The organism is Arthrobacter yangruifuii (assembly GCF_009192775.1).
Lineage (GTDB): Bacteria > Actinomycetota > Actinomycetes > Actinomycetales > Micrococcaceae > Arthrobacter_B > Arthrobacter_B yangruifuii.
In genome coordinates, this window is sequence record NZ_VTFX01000003.1 from 182,124 (window position 1) to 200,849 (window position 18,726).

The window sequence follows — 18,726 nt, forward strand, 5'->3', positions numbered from 1 at the left end:
CACACCGGCCGTCCTCATGCTCGAGGACGGGCGCAGCTTCCGCGGACGTGCCTACGGTGCGCAGGGGACCGCGTTGGGCGAAGCGGTGTTCGCCACCGGCATGACCGGATACCAGGAAACCATCACCGACCCCTCCTACGCCCGGCAGCTGGTGGTGCAGACGGCACCACACATCGGCAACACCGGCGTCAACGGTGACGACGCCGAGTCCCGGCGGATCTGGGTGGCCGGGTACATTGTGCGCGACGCCGCCCGCCGCCCTTCCAGCTGGCGCTCCGAACGGACCCTGGACGAGCAGCTGGCGGAACAGGGAGTGGTCGGCATCTCCGGCGTCGATACCCGCGCCGTGACCCGCCACCTGCGTGAACGCGGTGCCATGAAGGCCGGCATCTTCTCCGGCTCCGACGCCGAACGCCCTGATTCCGAACTCCTCGCCGCCGTCCAGGCCCAGCAGGGCATGGAGGGAGCCCGGCTGGCCGAAGAGGTCAGCGTGGACGACGCCTATGTAATAGACCCCGCGGACCACGGCTGGCAGGGCGAGCCGCTGGCCACCGTCGCCGCCATCGACCTGGGCATCAAATCCATGACCCCGGTACGCCTCGCCGAGCGGGGGGTGCGCACGCATGTGCTGCCCGCCGCCACCACCTTCGAGGACCTGCGGGCACTGGATCCGGACGGCGTCTTTATGTCCAACGGACCCGGCGACCCCGCCACCGCGGACGTGCAGGTGGCTCTGCTGCGCGAGGTGCTGGACGCGCGGATCCCGTTCTTTGGCATCTGCTTCGGCAACCAGATCCTCGGCCGTGCCCTGGGCTTCGGCACCTACAAGCTGCGCTACGGCCACCGCGGGATCAACCAGCCGGTCCTGGACCGCCGCACCGGCAAGGTGGAAATCACCAGCCAGAACCACGGCTTCGCCGTTGACGCCCCGCTGGACGGACCCGTCACCGCACCGGAAGCCCGCTACGGCCGGGTCGAAGTCAGCCACGTGTCCCTCAATGACGACGTCGTGGAAGGCCTCGCCTGCCTGGACATCCCCGCGTTCTCCGTGCAGTACCACCCGGAAGCGGCCGCCGGCCCGCACGATTCCGCCTACCTCTTCGACCGCTTCGTGGACCTGATGGCCGCCAGCAAGACCAAGGAAAGCCTCTAATGCCCCGCAGAACAGATCTCAAATCCGTCCTGGTCATCGGCTCCGGTCCGATCGTCATCGGCCAGGCAGCGGAATTCGACTACTCCGGCACGCAGGCCCTGCGGGTGCTCAAGGAAGAAGGCCTGCGGGTCATCCTCGTGAACTCCAACCCGGCCACCATCATGACCGATCCGGAATTTGCCGACGCCACCTACGTGGAGCCGATCACCCCCGAGGTGGTCGAAAAGATCATTGCCAAGGAACGCCCCGATGCGATCCTGCCGACCCTGGGCGGGCAGACCGCACTGAACACCGCCATTGCGCTGGATAAGAACGGCGTGCTGGAGAAGTACAACGTGGAGCTCATCGGCGCGAACATCGCGGCCATTGAGCTGGGCGAGGACCGCGAAAAGTTCAAGGGCGTCGTCGAGCGCTGCGGCGCCGAATCCGCTGATTCCATCATTGTGCACAGCATGGACGAGGCCTTCGCCGCGGCGGAGAAGCTGGGCTACCCGATGGTGGTCCGTCCCTCCTTCACCATGGGCGGACTCGGCTCCGGCCTGGCCTACAACGCCGAGGACCTGCGCCGCATCGCCGGCGCCGGCATCCAGTACAGCCCCACCTCCGAGGTATTGCTCGAAGAGAGCATCCTGGGGTGGAAGGAATACGAACTGGAAATGATGCGGGACAAGAATGACAACGTGGTGGTTGTCTGTTCCATCGAAAACTTCGATCCGGTGGGCGTGCACACCGGCGACTCCATCACCGTGGCCCCCGCCATGACCCTGACGGACCGCGAATACCAGAAGCTGCGCAACATCGCGATCGCCGTCATCCGCGAAGTCGGTGTGGACACCGGCGGCTGCAACATCCAGTTCGCGATCGAACCGGACACCGGCCGCGTGGTCGTCATTGAAATGAACCCGCGCGTCTCCCGCTCCTCGGCGCTGGCCTCCAAGGCCACCGGCTTCGCCATCGCCAAGATCGCCACCAAGCTCTCCCTGGGCTACACGCTGGACGAAATCCCCAACGACATCACCAAGAAGACCCCGGCGTCCTTCGAACCCACCCTGGACTACGTCGTGGTGAAGGTGCCGCGGTTCGCGTTCGAGAAGTTCCCGGCCGCCGACCCCACCCTCACCACCACCATGAAATCCGTGGGCGAGGCCATGGCCATCGGCCGCAACTTCACCGAAGCGCTGCAGAAGGCGCTGCGCTCCCTGGAACAGAAGGGCGCCTCCCTGTCCTTCGACCCGGTGGACGCCGCCGATGTACCCGGTCTCGTTGAAGCGTCCAAGCGTCCGACGACGGCGCGGCTGCAGCAGGTGCAGCAGGCACTGCTGGGCGGGGCGTCCATCGAGGAACTCTTCGACGCCACCGGCATCGACCCCTGGTACCTGGACCAGCTGGTGCTGATCAACGAAACGGCTGAACAGATCCGCGCCACGCCCTCCGTCAACGAGGACATCCTGCGCCTGGCCAAGCGCCACGGTTTCTCCGACGAGCAGATCGGGGCACTGACCAATACCCCCGAAGCCGTGGTGCGCGGCGTCCGGCATGCCCTGAACGTGCGCCCGGTCTACAAGACCGTGGACACCTGCGCCGCAGAATTCGCCGCCTACACCCCGTACCACTACTCCTCCTATGACGAGGAGGACGAAGTGGCCGAACACGCCAAGCCGTCCATCATCATCCTCGGCTCTGGACCCAACCGCATCGGCCAGGGCATCGAGTTCGACTACTCCTGCGTCCACGCGACCATGGCCCTGCGCGAAGCCGGCCACGAGACCGTCATGATCAACTGCAACCCGGAAACCGTGTCCACCGACTACGACATCTCGGACCGGCTCTACTTCGAGCCGCTGACCCTGGAGGATGTCCTCGAGGTGATCGCCGCGGAGCAGCGCACCGGCGGTGTCCTGGGCGTCTTCGTCCAGCTCGGCGGGCAGACGCCGCTGAAGCTGGCCCAGGCCCTGGCCGACGCCGGCGTCCCGATCCTGGGCACCTCGCCCGCGGCGATCGATTTGGCCGAACACCGCGGCGCGTTCCAGCAGGTACTGGACGAGGGCGGGCTGACCGCCCCGAAGAACGGCACCGCCGTCTCCTTCGAAGACGCCAAGCGGGTCGCGGACGAGATCGGCTACCCCGTCCTGGTCCGCCCGTCCTACGTGCTCGGCGGCCGCGGCATGGAAATCGTCTACGACGAAGCCAACCTCTCCCGCTACATCACCAACGCCACCGAGATCACCCCGGACCATCCCGTCCTGGTGGACCGGTTCCTCGAAGACGCCATCGAGATCGACGTCGATGCGCTCTTCGACGGCACCGAGCTCTACGTGGGCGGCATCATGGAGCACATTGAGGAAGCCGGCATCCATTCCGGCGACTCCGCCTGCGTGCTGCCGCCCATCACCTTCGGCACCGACGTCATCGACCGGGTCCGCGAGGCCACCCGGGTGATTGCCTCCGGCGTCGGCGTCCGCGGCCTGATCAACATCCAGTTCGCCCTGGCCTCGGACGTCCTCTACGTCATCGAAGCCAACCCGCGGGCCTCCCGCACCGTGCCGTTTGTCTCCAAGGCCACCGGCGTCCAGCTGGCCAAGGCCGCCGCCCTGATCGGCACCGGGGCCAGCATCGCCGAGCTGCGGGCCGCCGGCAAACTGACCGCCGTCGGCGACGGGTCCACCCTGCCGCTGGACGCTCCCGTGGCGGTGAAGGAAGCGGTGCTGCCGTTCAGCCGGTTCCGCACTCCCGAAGGCACCGTGGTGGACTCGCTGCTCGGCCCGGAAATGCGTTCCACAGGTGAAGTGATGGGCATCGACAAGTACTTCGACACGGCCTTTGCCAAGTCCCAGGCCGCCGCCAACAGTGCCCTGCCCACCGCCGGAAAGGTGTTTGTGTCGGTGGCGAACCGGGACAAGCGCTCCATCATCATGCCGGTGAAGCTGATGAGCGATCTCGGGTTCGAGATCCTCTCCACCGGCGGCACCGCCGAGGTGCTGCGCCGCAACGGCATCGCCGCCACGGTGGTCCGCAAGGTCGCCGAAGGAGCCGGGCCGGACGGGGAAGGAACCGTCGTCGACCTGATTACCGCCGGCGAGATCAACCTGGTGGTCAACACGCCGTCGGGCGGCCAGGCCCGCGGCGACGGCTACGAAATACGGGCCGCGGCGACCTCCATCGGCTGCCCGGTGGTCACCACCGTGTCCGAGTTCGGCGCCGCGGTGCAGGCCATCGAGGCCATGCGGTCCTACGAATGGGACGTGACCTCCCTGCAGGAACACGCAGCCCGGCTGAAGGCCGCCACCGGTGCCTGAATCCCGTCAGCCGGAACGTCCCGGTTTCGGGACCCGCCTGGCCGCGGCGATGGACCGCCGCGGCCAGCTGTGCGTCGGCATCGATCCGCACCCGGCCCTGCTGGCGCAGTGGGGGCTTAACGACGACGCCGCCGGGCTGGAGCGGTTCTCCCTCACCGTCCTGGAGGCGGCGGGGGAGCAGGCCGCAGCGCTGAAGCCGCAGGTGGCCCTGTATGAGCGGCACGGCTCCGCCGGGATGGCAGTGCTGGAACGCCTGCTGGCCGCCTGTGCGGAGGCCGGTGTCCTGAGCATTGCCGATGCCAAGCGCGGGGACATCGGTTCCACCATGGCCGCCTATGCCGACGCCTGGCTGCGGAACGGCTCGCCTTTGGCGGCCGATGCGGTGACGCTGAGTCCCTATCTCGGGTTCGAGTCCCTGCGACCTGCCCTGGACCTGGCCCGGGACACCGGGCGGGGAGTGTTTGTCCTGGCACTGACGTCGAACCCTGAAGGTGCGTCGGTGCAGCATGCCGGCGGTCCGGCCGGACGTTCCGTGGCGGCCCGGATTGTGGATGCCGCGGCGGCCGAGAATGCCGGTGCGGGGGACAGGCTGGGGTCCGTGGGGTTGGTGGTCGGCGCCACCGTAGGCACCGCACTCACTGACCTGGAAATCGGCCTGGCAGCTTCCCGGGCACCGCTGCTGGCTCCCGGCCTGGGGGCACAGGGAGCCACGGCCGCCGATCTGCGGAAAACCTTCGCCGCTGCCTATCCCCAGGTCCTGGCCACCTCCAGCCGCGGGATCCTCCGGGCCGGGCCGGATCCGCGGTCCCTGCGGGAGGCTGCGGCCCGGGCGTCGGGGGAGCTGGCAGCCGAACGGTAGCTGCGGAACGGGGTCCGCATTGCAATTCCGCTTCCATTGCGGATAGGTTCGGATCTACCAGCAGAGCCGCTGACCGCGGTCCGTCGTCGTCCGGGAGTCCGTTTTGAACCTCAAGCCCCTGACCGAAGCCGAGCGTACGCGGGCCCGCGAAAAAGCGACTGCCGCCCGGGCGTCCCGTGCAGAGGTGAAGTCACGAATCAAGTCCGGCGATCTCACCATTGAAGAGGTCATCCTGTCCCGTTCAGGGGAGGAAGCCATAGGCCGGCTGAAGGTCATGGACCTGCTCCGTGCCCTGCCTGGTGTCGGGGAGCGCCGCGCAGCTGGAATAATGGCTACCGTAGGCATTGCGCCCACCCGCCGTGTCCGGGGGCTGGGCGTCCATCAGCGCAAGGCGCTGATTGAACTGCTGGACGGCCATTGAAGGCAACGAAGTCAATAACGAGTGAATGAGGTTTACGTGTCGCAACCGCGGCTGACAGTTCTCGCAGGTCCAACCGCAGTTGGAAAAGGCACTGTATCCACCTATATCCGGGACAACTATCCCGAGGTCTGGCTTTCCGTATCCGCCACCACCCGTCCTCCCCGCCCGGGTGAAGAAGACGGCGTGCACTACTTCTTCGTCAGCGCTGAAGAGTTCGATGCCATGGTCGAACAGGACCAGATGCTGGAGTGGGCAGTAGTCCACGGCCGCAACCGGTACGGCACACTGCGCCGCACCGTGGAAGCAGCCATGGCCGAGGGGCGCAGCGTCCTGCTGGAGATCGATCTGCAGGGCGCGCGGCAGGTCAAGAAGTCCATGCCGGAGGCCAATTTCGTGTTCCTGGCCCCGCCTACGTGGGAGGAAATGGTCCGCCGTCTGGTCGGGCGCGGCACCGAAACACCCGAAGAGCAGCAGCAACGGCTGGAAACCGCTAAACTGGAACTTGCTGCCGAGTCCGAGTTCGATCACACCGTCATTAATGATGACGTCCAGCGGGCTGCAGCTGAGCTTGTATCACTCATGGGAATCAGTCCGCGCACGCGCTGACAAACCGCGAATCCCGTTCAAGAATTTTGGAGAACCCTGTGTCTGAAGGCATCATCAACCCGCCGATCGACGACCTGCTCGAAGCAGCAGATTCCAAGTACGCGCTGGTCATCTACGGTGCCAAGCGCGCCCGCCAGATCAACGCCTACTACTCCCAGCTGCACGAGGGCCTGTTCGAGTACGTCGGCCCGCTGGTGGAAACCAAGCTGAACGAAAAGCCGCTGTCCATCGCCCTGCGCGAAATCAATGACGGCATGCTCGTGGTGCGCCCGAACGAGACCGCCGAATAAGCAGCAAGGCATAACGGGGGAGCGGCAGCGTGCGCATAGTTCTGGGCGTCGGCGGCGGCATTGCCGCCTACAAGGCTGCGTCGCTGCTGCGGCTCTTCACGGAGGCCGGGCACAACGTCACCGTTGTGCCCACGGAATCCTCGAAGCAGTTTGTCGGGCCTGCCACCTGGGAGGCTCTCTCCGGCAACCCCGTCTCCTCCTCAGTCTTTGACGAGGTGGAGAAGGTCAATCACGTGCGGCTGGGCCACGACGCGGATCTGATCGTGGTGGCCCCTGCCACTGCCGACCTTTTGGCCCGGGCAGCTTCGGGTCAGGCCAACGACCTGCTGACCAACACGCTGCTCATGGCCCGTGGCCCGGTGGTGTTTGCACCGGCCATGCACACGGAAATGTGGGCCCATCCCGCCACGGTCGCCAACGTTGCCACGCTGCGCAGCCGCGGCGCCGTTGTCATTGAACCCGCCGTAGGCCGGCTCACCGGCAAGGATACCGGCCCCGGCAGGCTGCCGGACCCGGAAACCATTTTCACCGCCGCGCTGGACGCCGTTGACTCAGCCGGACCCGCAGGCCCGGGCGCGCTGGCCGGCACCACGGTCACCATTACCGCCGGCGGCACCCGTGAGCCGCTGGATCCGGTGCGGTTCCTCGGCAACCGCTCTTCCGGCAAACAGGGAACGGCCCTGGCCGCGGCTGCCTTGGCCGCCGGCGCCCGGGTACGGCTCATTGCGGCGCACATGGACGTTCCGGCACCGGAGGGTGTGGAACTGATCCGCGTCGAAACAGCCCTGGAACTTCGAGCCGCCGTGCATCGGGCCGCGGCGGACTCCGACGTCGTCATCATGGCCGCCGCCGTGGCGGACTTCCGTCCCGCCCAGGTGGTGGAGACCAAAATCAAGAAGCGCGACGACGAAGCGGATCCCGTCATCACGCTGGTCCGCAACCCGGACATCCTGCAGGAACTCGTCCGCGCCCGGGACGAGGCAGGCACCGGCACTCCAACGCTCATTGTCGGCTTCGCCGCCGAAACCGGTGATGACACCTCCGACGTACTCGAGTACGGCCGCAGCAAGCTGGCCCGTAAAGGCTGCGACCTGCTGGTCCTGAACCGCGTCGGCAGGTCTTTGGTCTTCGGCCAGGACGAAACCGAGGTGAGGATTCTCTCACCTGACGATTCCCCCGAGGCCGCGCTCGAAAGCGCCGCAGGCACCAAAGCCGAGGTCTCGGCACGCATCCTCGCGCGGATTACCGCCGAACTCGCTGCCCGCCGCTCCTGACGCGGCCCACACGGTGCCCGTGCAGGATGGTGGGTGCGGCCCGGTAGAGTAAACCCCGTGACTTCTACTTCTTCCCCCTCTAAGCCGCAGTCGAACCTGCGCCTTTTCACATCGGAATCCGTCACTGAGGGACACCCGGACAAGATCTGCGACCAGATCAGTGACGCTATCCTCGACGGCCTGCTCAAGGTTGACCCCGAGTCCCGGGTAGCCGTTGAAACCCTGGTGACCACAGGCCTCGTGCATGTAGCCGGTGAAGTGACCACCGAGGGCTACGTGGAAATTCCGCAGCTGGTCCGCGACACCATCCTCGACATCGGCTACGACTCCTCGGCCAACGGCTTCGACGGTGCCCGCTGCGGTGTGTCCGTCTCCATCGGCCAACAGTCCCCGGAAATCGCTTCCGGCGTGTTCAACTCCCTGGAAAACCGGACCGGGAAGGTCGTGGATCCCTACGACGCCCAGGGTGCGGGGGATCAGGGCATTATGTTCGGCTATGCCAGCGATGAAACCTCGGTGCTGATGCCCACGCCCATCTGGCTGGCACACCGCCTCTCCGAACGCCTCACCACGGTCCGCAAGGACGGCACCCTGCCGTACCTGCGTCCGGACGGCAAAACGCAGGTCACCATCGGCTACGACGGCGACCGCCCCGTGTCCGTTGACTCCGTGGTCGTCTCCACGCAGCACGCCGCCGAGCTGGACCTGGAGCAGCTGCGCGCCGACATGGTCCAGTACGTGGTCAACCCGGTCCTGGCCGGCACCGACCTGGACGTCTCCGCCGTCGAACACATCATCAACCCGGGCGGCCCGTTCGTTATCGGCGGTCCCGTGGGGGACGCCGGCCTCACCGGCCGCAAGATCATCGTTGACACCTATGGCGGATTCGCCCGCCACGGCGGCGGTGCCTTCAGCGGCAAGGATCCGAGCAAGGTGGACCGTTCCGCGGCCTACGCCATGCGCTGGGTGGCGAAGAACGTCGTAGCCGCCGGCCTGGCGCGGCGCGCCGAAATCCAGATCGCCTATGCCATCGGCATGGCCCGCCCGGTGGGCATCTACGTTGAAACCTTCGGCACCGAGACGGTAGATCCGGCACGGATTGCCACGGCCATCCAGGAAGTGTTCGACCTGCGTCCGCTGGGTATCATCAACGGCCTGGACCTCAAGCGCCCCATCTACCAGCGCACTGCCGCCCACGGCCACTTCGGCCGCGAGGACGAAGGCTTCACCTGGGAGCGCAAGGACAAGGTCGAGGACCTCCGCAGCTACTTCAACGTGTAGCCGCAGGCCATGGGGGAACATTCCGGAGAGGCCGTGCAGCTGTCCCTGCTGCACGGCTTCACGCCGTCGGCCAAACCGGCGGGCAAGGCACAGCCGGCGTCTTCCCTGCCGATAGCCCGTGTGCTCCTGGATTCCCCGTTGCCGCATCTGGACCGGCCCTTCGATTATCTGGTTCCCCGGGATCTGGAGGCCGACGCCGTTGCGGGCGCCCGGGTTAGGGTCCGGTTCGGGGGCCAGGAACTTCCCGGATTCATCACCGAACGGGTGGCCGAAGCGGAGACCGCCGCACGCCTGATGCCGCTGGGCAAGGTGATTTCCCCGCAGCCGGTTCTTTCGCCCCGGATCCTGCGTCTGGCCGAAGCGGTGGCGGCCCGTTATGCGGGCACGGTGCATGACGTTCTGCGGGTGGCCATTCCCCCGCGTGCGGCCCGTGTGGACAAGGAATTTACTCCGGAGGCTCGGACTGCTGCAGCTGCCGGTCCGGGTCTGCCCGGCTCCGAGGTGGCCGGGGATACTGTCCCTGGCCCCGCACTGCCCGGACCCGAAGGTGCCGGAGCCAATCCGCTGGCACGTTATCCGCACGGTCCCCGTTTCCTCACCCACCTTGCCGCCGGGCACAGCCCCCGCGCGGTTCTGTCTTCGCTCGGTGGGTACGGGCCGCAGGACTGGCCGGCCGAAATTGCCGAAGCTGTCCGCTCCACATTGATTTCCGGCCGCGGCGCCGTCGTCGTTGTTCCCGATAACAAAGACCTGGCCCGGCTGCAGTCGGCGCTGACCTCCCGGATCGGAGCCGATGCCTTTGTCCGGTTGACCGCAGAGGACGGCCCCACTCCGCGTTACCGCAGTTTTCTGCAGCTGCTCCACGGTGACGTGCGCGTGGCTATCGGGACACGCTCGGCCGCGTATGCACCCGTGCAGGATCTGGGCCTCGCGGTCATCTGGGACGATGCCGATGACCTGCATGCCGAACAGCGGGCCCCCTACCAGCATGCCCGGGACGTGCTGCTGCTGCGTGCCGAACTGGAGGATGCCGCGCTGCTTCTGGCCTCGCATTCCCGGAGCACGGAGGCGCAGCGGCTGGTGGCCAGCGGCTGGGCGGCCGGCATTGCCGCGGAACGTTCCACCGTCCGCGCGCACGCCCCGCGGGTGGTCAGCACTACGGATTCCTTCACGATGGAACGCGATCCGCTGGCCGCCCGTGCCCGGATTCCGCATGCCGCGTGGAAGGCCGCCCAGGACGGACTGACCCGTGGGCCGGTGCTGGTCCAGGTGGCCCGTACCGGTTTTTCGCCGGCCCTGTCCTGCCAGGACTGCCGCGAACCTGCCCGCTGCCGGAACTGCTCCGGACCGCTCGGGCTGGCGAGCCGCAACGGCATTCCAGCCTGCCGCTGGTGCGGCCGCCCGGAGCCGATGTGGCACTGCGGCAACTGCGGCGGAACCCATCTGCGCGGGTCCACGGCAGGTGCGGGCCGCACCGCGGAAGAGCTGGGACGGGCCTTCCCGTCCACCACGGTGATTTCCTCTGCCGGCGACCACATCAGGACCGAGGTCCCGGATGCTCCGGCGCTGGTGGTTGCCACTCCCGGCGCCGAACCCGTGGCGGCCGGCGGCTACGCTGCGGCCATCCTGCTCGACGGCAACGCGATGCTGTCACGTGAATCGCTGCGGGCAGGGGAGGACACCCTCCGCCGCTGGTTCACTGCGGCAGCACTGGTGCGCCCTGCTGCCGAAAAGGGACTGGTGGTGGTCACAGCCGACGACTCGTCCACGGTGGGGCATCTGCTGAGGTGGGACCCGGCGTCGGCAGCGGAACGGGAACTGGAGCTGCGGCGGGAACTGGGGCTGCCGCCCGCCGTCCGGTATGCCGAACTCACCGGTTCCCGTGAGGGGCTGGACGCCTTTATTACCAGGCTGGGGCTTCCCGAGGGGGTTCGGGCAGTAGGACCTGCCCCGCTTGCGGATCCCTCGGTTGCACCGCCGGGCGCCGGCGGCACCCGCCGTGACGGGCCGCCTTCGGAGGGCCAGCTCGGCGGCGCGGGCGGACGTTTCCGGACGCTGCTGTTTTTCCCCTACGCGGCAGCTCCGGGGATTACCGCGGCGCTGCGCTCCACCAAAGCTGCTGCCTCCGCGCGCCGGACCGGCGATCCCGTCTACATCCGGGTGGACGGAACCGACGTTCTGTAACCGGTGGACCTCAAGCAGTTCGACCAGGAGGGCGTAGGCAACGGGCAGGGACAGCTGCAGTCTGCTGCCCACATGACTGCCCACATGACGAAGGGCTCCGGAAATCCGGAGCCCTTCGCTAATGGCGGACGTGTTCAACTAGGCCGAAACGGCTTCCTGCTCACCGTCTTCGGAGGCTTCGCCGACGACAGCCGCATCGTCAGTTGATGTCTGGACCGCGATCTTCCGAGGCTTTGCCCGTTCAACCACCGGAATGATGACGCTCAGGACACCGTTCTCATACTGTGCGGAGATCTTTTCGGTGTCGATTCCCTGGCCCAGGTTCAACTGGCGCAGGAAGGAGCCGCTTTCACGTTCGCGGGTCAGCCACTTGACCCCGTCTGCATTCAGCAGCGTGCGCTGGGCCCGGATGGTCAGCAGCTGGCCGTCAACGTCAATGTCGATGGACCCGGGATCGATCCCGGGGAGGTCTGCTGCGAGGATGTACTGGTCGCCCTGCCGGTAGAGATCCATGGGCATGGCGCGCAGTGTTCCTTCGCCGCGCAGTGCCTGAGTCATGCGGTCCAGTTCCTGGAACGGATCAAACTTCATAGCCATGGTGGTACCAACTCCTTCAACGTGATCGCCCGTCTCCGGGCGGTGCTGAGATTCAGTTCCAAAGTTGAGTCGGTGTCACTCAACTTGCAGAAAGAGATTAGCACTCTCATGTGGCGAGTGCCAACTACTTTTTCTTCTGTGGAAGTTGTTCTCCCGCCCGGCGGACGAGGTCCTGGACGTCGCCGGGATTTCCCCGCCATGGAGCTCCGTGTCCGGGAAGCAGCCAGCCGGCCTTTATCCCCGCGAGCCGGGCCAGGGAATCCAGTGCAGCCTCCGGATCATCGGTGAACGGAGCGGGCTGGATTCCCCAGCGGCCGGTCAATACGTGGCGCGTGGTGAGTGCGTCGCCGACGAAGACGGCATCCGCGGCGGGTACATGCACGGCGATGCTGCCCGGGGAGTGGCCGGGCAGGGCTATCACCCGTGGTGCTCCCGGCAGGGGGAGGATGTCTCCGTCTGCCACTTCGTTTACCTCAGTGAGGTACTGGGTGCGCCAGCCGCGCTTACGGAGCCCGTAGAAAACGAACTGCAGCAGGGGGAAAACGCGCATGGAACCCATGGCGGCTTGAGGCTTGCTGCCGCCACGTGCCCGATCGGCATCAAGCTTGTGCACGTAGACCGGCGTGCCGCACTCGCGCCGCAGCTTTTCTGCGAAGCCAATGTGGTCGCTGTCGCCGTGCGTGAGCACTAGGCCGCGCACATCGTGGAGGGAGCGGCCTGCGGCCTGCAGTTCCGTGAGCAGGTCATCCCAGTGCCCGGGCAGTCCAGCGTCGATGACGGTAATGCCATCCTCAGTGTCGACGAAGTAGGCGGCTACTATGTCGTTGCCGATGCGGTGCAGATGCGGTCCGAGTCTCATCAGAGCTCCTTGTGCTGGTGTCCGGTTGTTGGTGCCGCCAATAGCCCCGGTGCGGGGAGGGGGATCGACCACCCGGATCGACAACCAGAATCGACAACCAGGGTCACGCTGCCCGGATCAGGTCCGCAAAAAAGGCTTCGGTGGGGGAGTCTTCTTCTCTCTTCTTCGGCATGCTAGCCGCCGGAGGATTTCCAGGTAAGGGCGGCGGATTGGATCGATAAGTGTGCCCGGTAGGAGTGCAGGTCAGAACCGCGGGGGAGACTCCGGTCCCGCCGTCGGGCCCTTCCATCCCCTTGTCAGATCCGTCCATCCCAATTCCGTCAGGCTTCATTTCCTCCGGCTTCACCGTTCGTGCGCTCCAACCGGGTGCTTGCTTCGCATGGTTGCAGGCTTCGCACAGCCCCTGACCGTTCCCTGCGCTGGTTGGTCCGCCGCGGCTGTGGGGGTGGATATGGTCCAGGTGCCGGATCGGAGCTCCACACCAGGGCATCCTGCACGTCTGGTCGCGGACGGCAACGAACCGCGCCAGGGGACGGGGAAATAAGCGTGACCGGGAATCCATCGCCACCAGCTCCCCGGTTTCCGGCGCAGTGTAAAGCCTCCGGATCCAGCGTTCGGCATGTCGATCTGATCCGCCGCGGCTGCCACCGCCGGCGTCGGCAAGAAGATCGCGTGCCCACTGGGCCGGAACCGGACCGTAGCCCAAAATGAGGGCGGGCTCCGAGTCCCCTGCCAACAGGGTGCGGTCGGTCATCACCAACTGGACTTCGACTTTCAGCTGGCCCGCTTCAGCCTGACCGGTGACGCGTTCCACCAGGGTGTCCGCCATGATCTGGCCGCGGCCCCGGGCATCGCCGGCGGCACGAAGGCGGTCTGCCTCGCGGGAAAGCGCCGCATAGACCCCCACACCTTGGGCTACGGGCAGCAGGCCCGTCAGATAAGCCATGGTGTCCGGTGCCGGACGGCAGGAAACAAAGCGTTCGGAGGCGGCCTTGGAGGAACGGTTGGCCGCTGCCCGAGGGTCCAGCCGATAGGCGGCAGCCTTGGTGCGGGCAACAATCTGACGGTCCCCGAGGGTCTCCAGAAGCAGGAGATCACCGGCCACTTCCGCGTCTACCCGCCGGCGGTCCTTGGCGGACAGGCAGGCAGTCTCGCGGACCAGCAGTGTTGCACGCCATTCGCTGATCTTTCCCATCGTCAGCGCCCGAAGCGTGTAAGGCATTTCCGTGGTGAGCGCTTTTGCGAACCCCAGCAACCGTCCGCCCTTATGAGGGGATTCCCTCCGGGCCAATGCAACCTGCGATGCCACCCCGCGCCCCAGGAGATCGGTCCGCTCACCCGAGCGCGCCTGCAGGCGGCGCTGCGAGGCATCGAAGGCAGCTGCAATCCGCGCCTGCGCAGCAGCAGCGGCGCCCTTGAGTTCCTCCAGTGCCCTGAGCTGATCGATCAGTTCCGCATCAGACAGGGTCTCCGATGTTGAGCCCGTTGAGCCCATCCTGCTGGCATAGCCCGCTGCGCCTACTGAGACTACTGAGCCTACTGAGCCCGCGGAGGACAGGCCCGATTCGGGATAAGGGCGCCCGGCTTCCGTGTCCTGCAGGGTTCCGGAAACGTCCTCGAGATACTGCACCCACGCCCCAAAAACCGCGGATCGGACCTCCGGAGGTCCTTCACGACGGTGACCGGCAGGCGGTATGTATTCGAACATGTATTCGAATATATCGGCCCGGAACCCTGCTGCGGAAGACAAAATTTACGCAATTGACTACTTGTTTTTGCCTCACGCCCACGGCGGATCGGTTCATGCATTGCCCGTGGCGCGTGACGAAGGCGGCCCACAGGAAGGCGGCCTGCAGGAAAGCCGCCTAGAGGAAAGCCGCCTACAGCAGTTCGAGCAGCACAGCCGCGGCAGCCAGCAGGCAGAGCAGCGACACCTGGGCCGCGGTGCCCAGGCGGGAAACCTTGCCCAGGAGCCCGCGCGGCACCCCATGGATCATCCTGCCGTTGCGGTTGACGGTTGGCATTCTCACCGGTTATCCCTCTCCCTTCCCCGAGGTCCTTTCCCCGTGGCGAAAAAACTCGATTACCCTCAGTTTCCCGCCGGGGGGACAGAGGTTTCGAACCGGATTCGGGTGATGTTGGCCACCAGGCCGGTCAGGGCTGCGGCTGGTCCCATCGGCTGAGTACCCACTCGAAGATCAGCCGCGCGGTATGGCGGCCGTGGCTGCGCAGCTGCGGGCTTGCCCCAACCTCCGGCGCATTGCCGGAGTTGACCATGTAGGCCAGCAGAGCGGCAAGGAATGCGTCAATATGCTCCGGCGGCACGTCACACGTGAGGGTGGACCGCCGGAGCCAGGCCTCGACGTCGATCCCTCCGCCCCGGGCGTAGGGAAGGACACCAACCCAGTCGATCCAGGCAGCTCCGGTGCCCAGGAAATTCCAGTCGCAGAACAGGGCGCGGCCGGACCGGATCAGGATGTTGTCCGGTCTGAGATCCCCGTGCAGGACGGAGGTCCCCGCCAGGGCCCGGGGGCTGTCCTCCAGGCACTGCTGGAAGCGACGTGCCCGCGCAGCAGTCATGCCGGGCAGGAACCAGGGCGCGGGGCCGCCGTCGGCCACCTCGAGGAAGGGTGAGGGGGTCGAGAGGATGTCCTCGGCCACGGAAGTACCGGCCATCCCGGGCGGGAAACCCGCGGCCAGCAGGCGGGCGGACGTTGCACAGGAACTCTCCACTGCGGCAAGGTCATCCTCGGTCCAGGGGGTGCCCGGCATTCGGCCGTCCACCGCTTCATAAACGAGTACGTGCCAGCCCGTACTGTCCCCGGAGCCGGCCGGGACATCCCCGCCGGCGCCGCCGGAGGAATCAGCCGTGACGTCCCCTGCGGCAAGGAGCCTGGGCACCGGCATGCCGTCGGGGAGCAGCGGGACCACCTCGGATTCGCGCCGGTACGCGGGGTAGACGAACGTGTCGGAGGCCGGTGCCGCCTTCGCGAAAATCCGCTTCCCGTCGGCACTTGCCAGGATGCCGGCAAAGCCGGGGGTGAAACCGCCCCCGGCAAGCATCACGGAGTCCACCTGCCCGCCAAGCTGGGCGGCGAGGTACTCCTGGACGGCCGCCGGCAGCCGGCTCCACAGGCGGCGCCGGGCCGTGCGCCGGTAATCCGTTTCCGGTACTGGGGTCGAAGACATCAGCCCAGCCTACGGTCCGTGTCCGTCCGGGTGCCGTTAGCCCCGGCCGCGTTCCGTATCCAATATTCGGTTGTGCACAATTGAATTGTGTTCTAGTGTGGCCGGATGAACGAATCTCTGCAGCGTCGGGTGTGCTTTTCGCTGTACTCCGCCTCGCGGGCGGCCACCGCCCTGTACCGTCCGATGCTCGAGGAACTCAACCTGACCTACCCCCAGTTCCTGGTGATGACTCTGCTCTGGGAGCAGGACGGCCAGAGTGTGAGTGACCTGGGGCAGTCCTTGGAACTCGATTCGGGCACCCTCTCTCCGCTGCTCAAGCGCCTGGAAGCGGCCCGGCTCCTTCAGCGCAGGCGTGCCGTTGAGGATGAGCGCCGGGTCCGCGTCTACCTGACGGATGCCGGACGCGCACTGGAACAGAAATCGAGTGACCTGCCGGACCGCGTGGCCGAATCCGCCGGCCTGGAGCCGGAGGAACTGCGCAGCCTCCAGGAAACACTGGCCAAGGTTAATGCCGCCCTGCGGCAGTCCGTGGCCAAAGACCAGCACTGATTCGTCGCCACACCCCAACAGCGTCGCCACACCCCAACAGTAAGGACCCTTCCATGAGCACATACCCCGAAACCTCCCGCGAAATCCAGCTCGCTTCCCGCCCCGAAGGCTGGCCGACGGAGGAGAACTTCCGCCTGGCCGAGGCGGCGGTGCCCGAGCTGCAGGAGGGCCAGATCCTGGTCCGCAACCTGTACATGTCCGTGGACCCCTACATGCGCGGCAGGATGAACGACGTCAAGTCCTACGTTCCGCCGTTCACGCTCGATGCACCGCTCGAAGGCGGCGCCGTCGGCGAAGTCGTGGAGTCCCGCTCCGAAAGCCACAAGCCCGGTGACAAGATCCTCCACGGCCTCGGCTGGCGGGACTACGCCGTTCTCGACGGAAAGCGCGCCCGCGTCATCGACACCGAACAGGCACCCGCCAGTGCCTACCTCGGCGTCCTGGGCATGACCGGCCTGACCGCATATGTCGGCCTGACCAAGGTCGCCGAATTCCGGGAAGGCGACGTCGTCTTCGTCTCCGGTGCCGCCGGTGCGGTGGGCTCGCTGGTCGGCCAGATCGCCAAGGCGCTGGGAGCCAAAAAGGTTATCGGCAGCGCCGGTTCGGCCGAGAAGGTCCAGCACCTGCTGGACCTCGGCTTCGATGAGGCGTTCAACTACCACGACGGTCCGGTCAAGGATTCCCTGAAAAAGGCTGCCGGAGCTGACGGCATTGACGTCTACTTCGACAACGTGGGCGGCGAGCACCTCGAAGCCGCCCTTTCGGTGATGAACAAGTTCGGCCGGATCGCCATGTGCGGTGCCATCTCGCAGTACAACGATGCACCGGTCGGCCCGCGGAACCTGGCCATCGCCATCGGCAAGGAAATCACGCTGCGCGGGTTCATCGTCGGCAGCTACAACCAGTACGCCGACGAGTTTGCCTCCCTGATGACCGGCTGGCTCCAGGAAAACAAGGTCCGCTACGACGAGACCTTCGTTGATGGCCTGGAGAACGCCCCGCAGGCCTTTATCGACCTGATGAAGGGCGCCAACAAGGGCAAAATGATCGTGACCCTGGGCTAATCCGAGCAGGGATTAACGACGACGGCGGCGGCCGGGGAACAGGCGGACAGCCTCCCCGGCCGCTTCCATGAGCTGGACCGCGGAGGCACCCCAGCTGTAGTCGGCAGCACGCTGCATCCCGGCGTCGGACGCCTTCTGCCACCGCCCCGGCCCGCCCAGATCCCGGACAGCCGCGGCGAAGGCCTCCGGATCGTCCGGATCCACGAGCAGCGCCGCACCGTCGGACACTTCACGGAAAATCGGAATATCACTGGCGATGACGGGCGTGCCCACAGCCATCGCCTCGATCACCGGGAGTCCGTAGCCTTCGGCCCTGGAGAGCGTCACCAGCGCCGTGGTGCGGCGCAGCAGCGCGTCATACTCATCATCGGTGACACCGTTGTGGAACTTCACGCTGGCACCGTCGGGGACCATCGCTTCGAGCTCAGCCCGCCGCACGTCGGAAATCCGGCTGAGCAGGTGCAGGGTGAAGTCCGGCAGGTGCTCCATCCCGCGGATGACGGTTTCCACGTTTTTGTACGGCATGAAGGACCCCATATACAGCAGCGTGGCCTCGGGGGCGGTGTCCGGGGGCCGCGGTACGGCACCTTCCCGGGGAGCATTGCCCACCATCCGCACCGGACGCTTCGTCAGCCGGTGCCCGCGCATCAGGGCGCGCGTGGTGTCGCTGATGGTGGCGACGACGTCGGCCCGGTTCAGCAGCAGCCGCTGCGGCCAGTAGGCCATGTGGTACAGCCGCCACAGCCCCCGCACCGGAAGCGGCAGGAACGACGGCGGCGTCGGGTTCGAGTAATAGATCAGGTCATGCAGGGTCAGGACGAGCGGATACTTCCGCCCCCAGCTGCCCATGGTCTGCATGGGGCAGAAGACGGCGTCCGCGCCGAGGCGGTTGATCCGAAAGGCCACAAAGAGCTCGGCGGGGGAGAGGGGGCTGTTGATTTTCACCCAGGGCAGGTCCGGGAGCAGGGCCAGCTGGCGTTCGTCCGAGATCAGCATCACGACGTCGGCATGTCCGCTCACGGCCTCGATCAGGCTGGCGCCGTACCGGCTGATGCCGTCATGGTGATCCGTCCGGGTGAACCGTGCGTCCACTGCCAGGCGCAT

The 18,726-nt window shown here is 66.6% G+C and carries 17 protein-coding genes; 11 read left to right on the forward strand and 6 right to left on the reverse strand.

Annotated features, from left to right (window positions below):
* Positions 1-16 precede the first annotated feature (16 nt).
* The 9 genes from carA to GD627_RS07585 all read left to right on the forward strand — a co-directional run bounded on the left by carA (position 17) and on the right by GD627_RS07585 (position 11,364).
* Positions 17-1,153 carry a glutamine-hydrolyzing carbamoyl-phosphate synthase small subunit gene (gene carA, locus GD627_RS07545; RefSeq protein WP_152272070.1) on the forward strand — a complete coding sequence of 379 codons (1,137 nt, stop codon included), beginning with the start codon at positions 17-19 and terminating at the stop codon, positions 1,151-1,153.
* Complete coding sequence (carB, locus tag GD627_RS07550) at positions 1,153-4,449, forward strand: carbamoyl-phosphate synthase large subunit (protein WP_152271998.1); 3,297 nt, start codon at positions 1,153-1,155, stop codon at positions 4,447-4,449. The genes carA and carB overlap by 1 nt, the downstream gene beginning before the upstream one ends.
* The gene (gene pyrF, locus GD627_RS07555; protein WP_281349986.1) at positions 4,442-5,308 is read left to right on the forward strand and encodes an orotidine-5'-phosphate decarboxylase; all 867 of its coding nucleotides are present in this window, start codon (positions 4,442-4,444) and stop codon (positions 5,306-5,308) included. The genes carB and pyrF overlap by 8 nt, the downstream gene beginning before the upstream one ends.
* Positions 5,309-5,411: 103 nt before the next feature.
* The gene (gene mihF / locus GD627_RS07560) at positions 5,412-5,729 is read left to right on the forward strand and encodes an integration host factor, actinobacterial type (RefSeq protein WP_146361856.1); all 318 of its coding nucleotides are present in this window, start codon (positions 5,412-5,414) and stop codon (positions 5,727-5,729) included.
* A 36-nt stretch (positions 5,730-5,765) separates the two neighbouring features.
* Positions 5,766-6,335 (forward strand): guanylate kinase, encoded by a 570-nt coding sequence (gene gmk / locus GD627_RS07565; RefSeq protein ID WP_146361857.1) that lies wholly within the window; start codon positions 5,766-5,768, stop codon positions 6,333-6,335.
* A gap of 26 nt (positions 6,336-6,361) precedes the next feature.
* Positions 6,362-6,625 carry a DNA-directed RNA polymerase subunit omega gene (rpoZ, locus tag GD627_RS07570; protein ID WP_186764241.1) on the forward strand — a complete coding sequence of 88 codons (264 nt, stop codon included), beginning with the start codon at positions 6,362-6,364 and terminating at the stop codon, positions 6,623-6,625.
* A gap of 29 nt (positions 6,626-6,654) precedes the next feature.
* Positions 6,655-7,899, forward strand: a complete 1,245-nt coding sequence (gene coaBC, locus GD627_RS07575) for a bifunctional phosphopantothenoylcysteine decarboxylase/phosphopantothenate--cysteine ligase CoaBC (protein WP_152271999.1) — start codon at positions 6,655-6,657, stop codon at positions 7,897-7,899.
* 57 nt (positions 7,900-7,956) lie between these two features.
* Positions 7,957-9,180 carry a methionine adenosyltransferase gene (metK, locus tag GD627_RS07580; RefSeq protein WP_152272000.1) on the forward strand — a complete coding sequence of 408 codons (1,224 nt, stop codon included), beginning with the start codon at positions 7,957-7,959 and terminating at the stop codon, positions 9,178-9,180.
* Between the two features lie 9 nt (positions 9,181-9,189).
* The gene (locus tag GD627_RS07585; RefSeq protein ID WP_152272001.1) at positions 9,190-11,364 is read left to right on the forward strand and encodes a primosomal protein N'; all 2,175 of its coding nucleotides are present in this window, start codon (positions 9,190-9,192) and stop codon (positions 11,362-11,364) included.
* 138 nt (positions 11,365-11,502) lie between these two features.
* Here the strand turns inward: GD627_RS07585 and GD627_RS07590 are convergent, their stop codons facing one another.
* From GD627_RS07590 to GD627_RS07605, 5 genes are all read right to left on the reverse strand, one after another.
* Positions 11,503-11,961, reverse strand: coding sequence for an Hsp20/alpha crystallin family protein (locus GD627_RS07590; protein ID WP_146361862.1), 459 nt, complete (start codon positions 11,959-11,961; stop codon positions 11,503-11,505).
* Positions 11,962-12,085: 124 nt separating this feature from the next.
* Positions 12,086-12,820 (reverse strand): MBL fold metallo-hydrolase, encoded by a 735-nt coding sequence (locus GD627_RS07595; protein WP_152272002.1) that lies wholly within the window; start codon positions 12,818-12,820, stop codon positions 12,086-12,088.
* 103 nt (positions 12,821-12,923) lie between these two features.
* A complete protein-coding gene (locus GD627_RS07600) occupies positions 12,924-14,315 on the reverse strand; it encodes an HNH endonuclease (protein WP_152272003.1) in 1,392 nt (463 codons plus the stop codon).
* A 385-nt stretch (positions 14,316-14,700) separates the two neighbouring features.
* Positions 14,701-14,850, reverse strand: a complete 150-nt coding sequence (locus GD627_RS16465) for a hypothetical protein (protein ID WP_153297122.1) — start codon at positions 14,848-14,850, stop codon at positions 14,701-14,703.
* Positions 14,851-14,974: 124 nt separating this feature from the next.
* Positions 14,975-16,009, reverse strand: coding sequence for a phosphotransferase family protein (locus tag GD627_RS07605; RefSeq protein ID WP_152272004.1), 1,035 nt, complete (start codon positions 16,007-16,009; stop codon positions 14,975-14,977).
* A 105-nt stretch (positions 16,010-16,114) separates the two neighbouring features.
* On the opposite strand from GD627_RS07605, the gene GD627_RS07610 reads away from it, so the two are divergent.
* Both GD627_RS07610 and GD627_RS07615 read left to right on the forward strand, forming a co-directional pair.
* Positions 16,115-16,558: a MarR family winged helix-turn-helix transcriptional regulator gene (locus tag GD627_RS07610; protein WP_146361866.1), complete on the forward strand. Its 444-nt coding sequence runs from the start codon at positions 16,115-16,117 to the stop codon at positions 16,556-16,558.
* Between the two features lie 53 nt (positions 16,559-16,611).
* Positions 16,612-17,622: an NADP-dependent oxidoreductase gene (locus tag GD627_RS07615; protein ID WP_152272005.1), complete on the forward strand. Its 1,011-nt coding sequence runs from the start codon at positions 16,612-16,614 to the stop codon at positions 17,620-17,622.
* Positions 17,623-17,634: 12 nt separating this feature from the next.
* On the opposite strand, the gene GD627_RS07620 is transcribed toward GD627_RS07615, so the two are convergent.
* Positions 17,635-18,726, reverse strand: coding sequence for a glycosyltransferase family 4 protein (locus tag GD627_RS07620; protein WP_152272072.1), 1,092 nt, complete (start codon positions 18,724-18,726; stop codon positions 17,635-17,637).

Excerpts from the sequence above, each read along its gene's own strand:
- carA (WP_152272070.1), top strand. The coding sequence starts at position 17 with ATGCTCGAGGACGGGCGCAGCTTCCGCGGACGTGCCTACGGTGCGCAG.
- carB (WP_152271998.1), top strand. The coding sequence starts at position 1,153 with ATGCCCCGCAGAACAGATCTCAAATCCGTCCTGGTCATCGGCTCCGGT.
- GD627_RS07585 (WP_152272001.1), top strand. The coding sequence starts at position 9,190 with ATGGGGGAACATTCCGGAGAGGCCGTGCAGCTGTCCCTGCTGCACGGC.
- GD627_RS07590 (WP_146361862.1), bottom strand. The coding sequence starts at position 11,961 with ATGGCTATGAAGTTTGATCCGTTCCAGGAACTGGACCGCATGACTCAG.
- GD627_RS07595 (WP_152272002.1), bottom strand. The coding sequence starts at position 12,820 with ATGAGACTCGGACCGCATCTGCACCGCATCGGCAACGACATAGTAGCC.
- GD627_RS07600 (WP_152272003.1), bottom strand. The coding sequence starts at position 14,315 with ATGGGCTCAACGGGCTCAACATCGGAGACCCTGTCTGATGCGGAACTG.
- GD627_RS07605 (WP_152272004.1), bottom strand. The coding sequence starts at position 16,009 with ATGTCTTCGACCCCAGTACCGGAAACGGATTACCGGCGCACGGCCCGG.
- GD627_RS07610 (WP_146361866.1), top strand. The coding sequence starts at position 16,115 with ATGAACGAATCTCTGCAGCGTCGGGTGTGCTTTTCGCTGTACTCCGCC.
- GD627_RS07615 (WP_152272005.1), top strand. The coding sequence starts at position 16,612 with ATGAGCACATACCCCGAAACCTCCCGCGAAATCCAGCTCGCTTCCCGC.
- GD627_RS07620 (WP_152272072.1), bottom strand. The coding sequence starts at position 18,726 with ATGCGCCTGGCAGTGGACGCACGGTTCACCCGGACGGATCACCATGAC.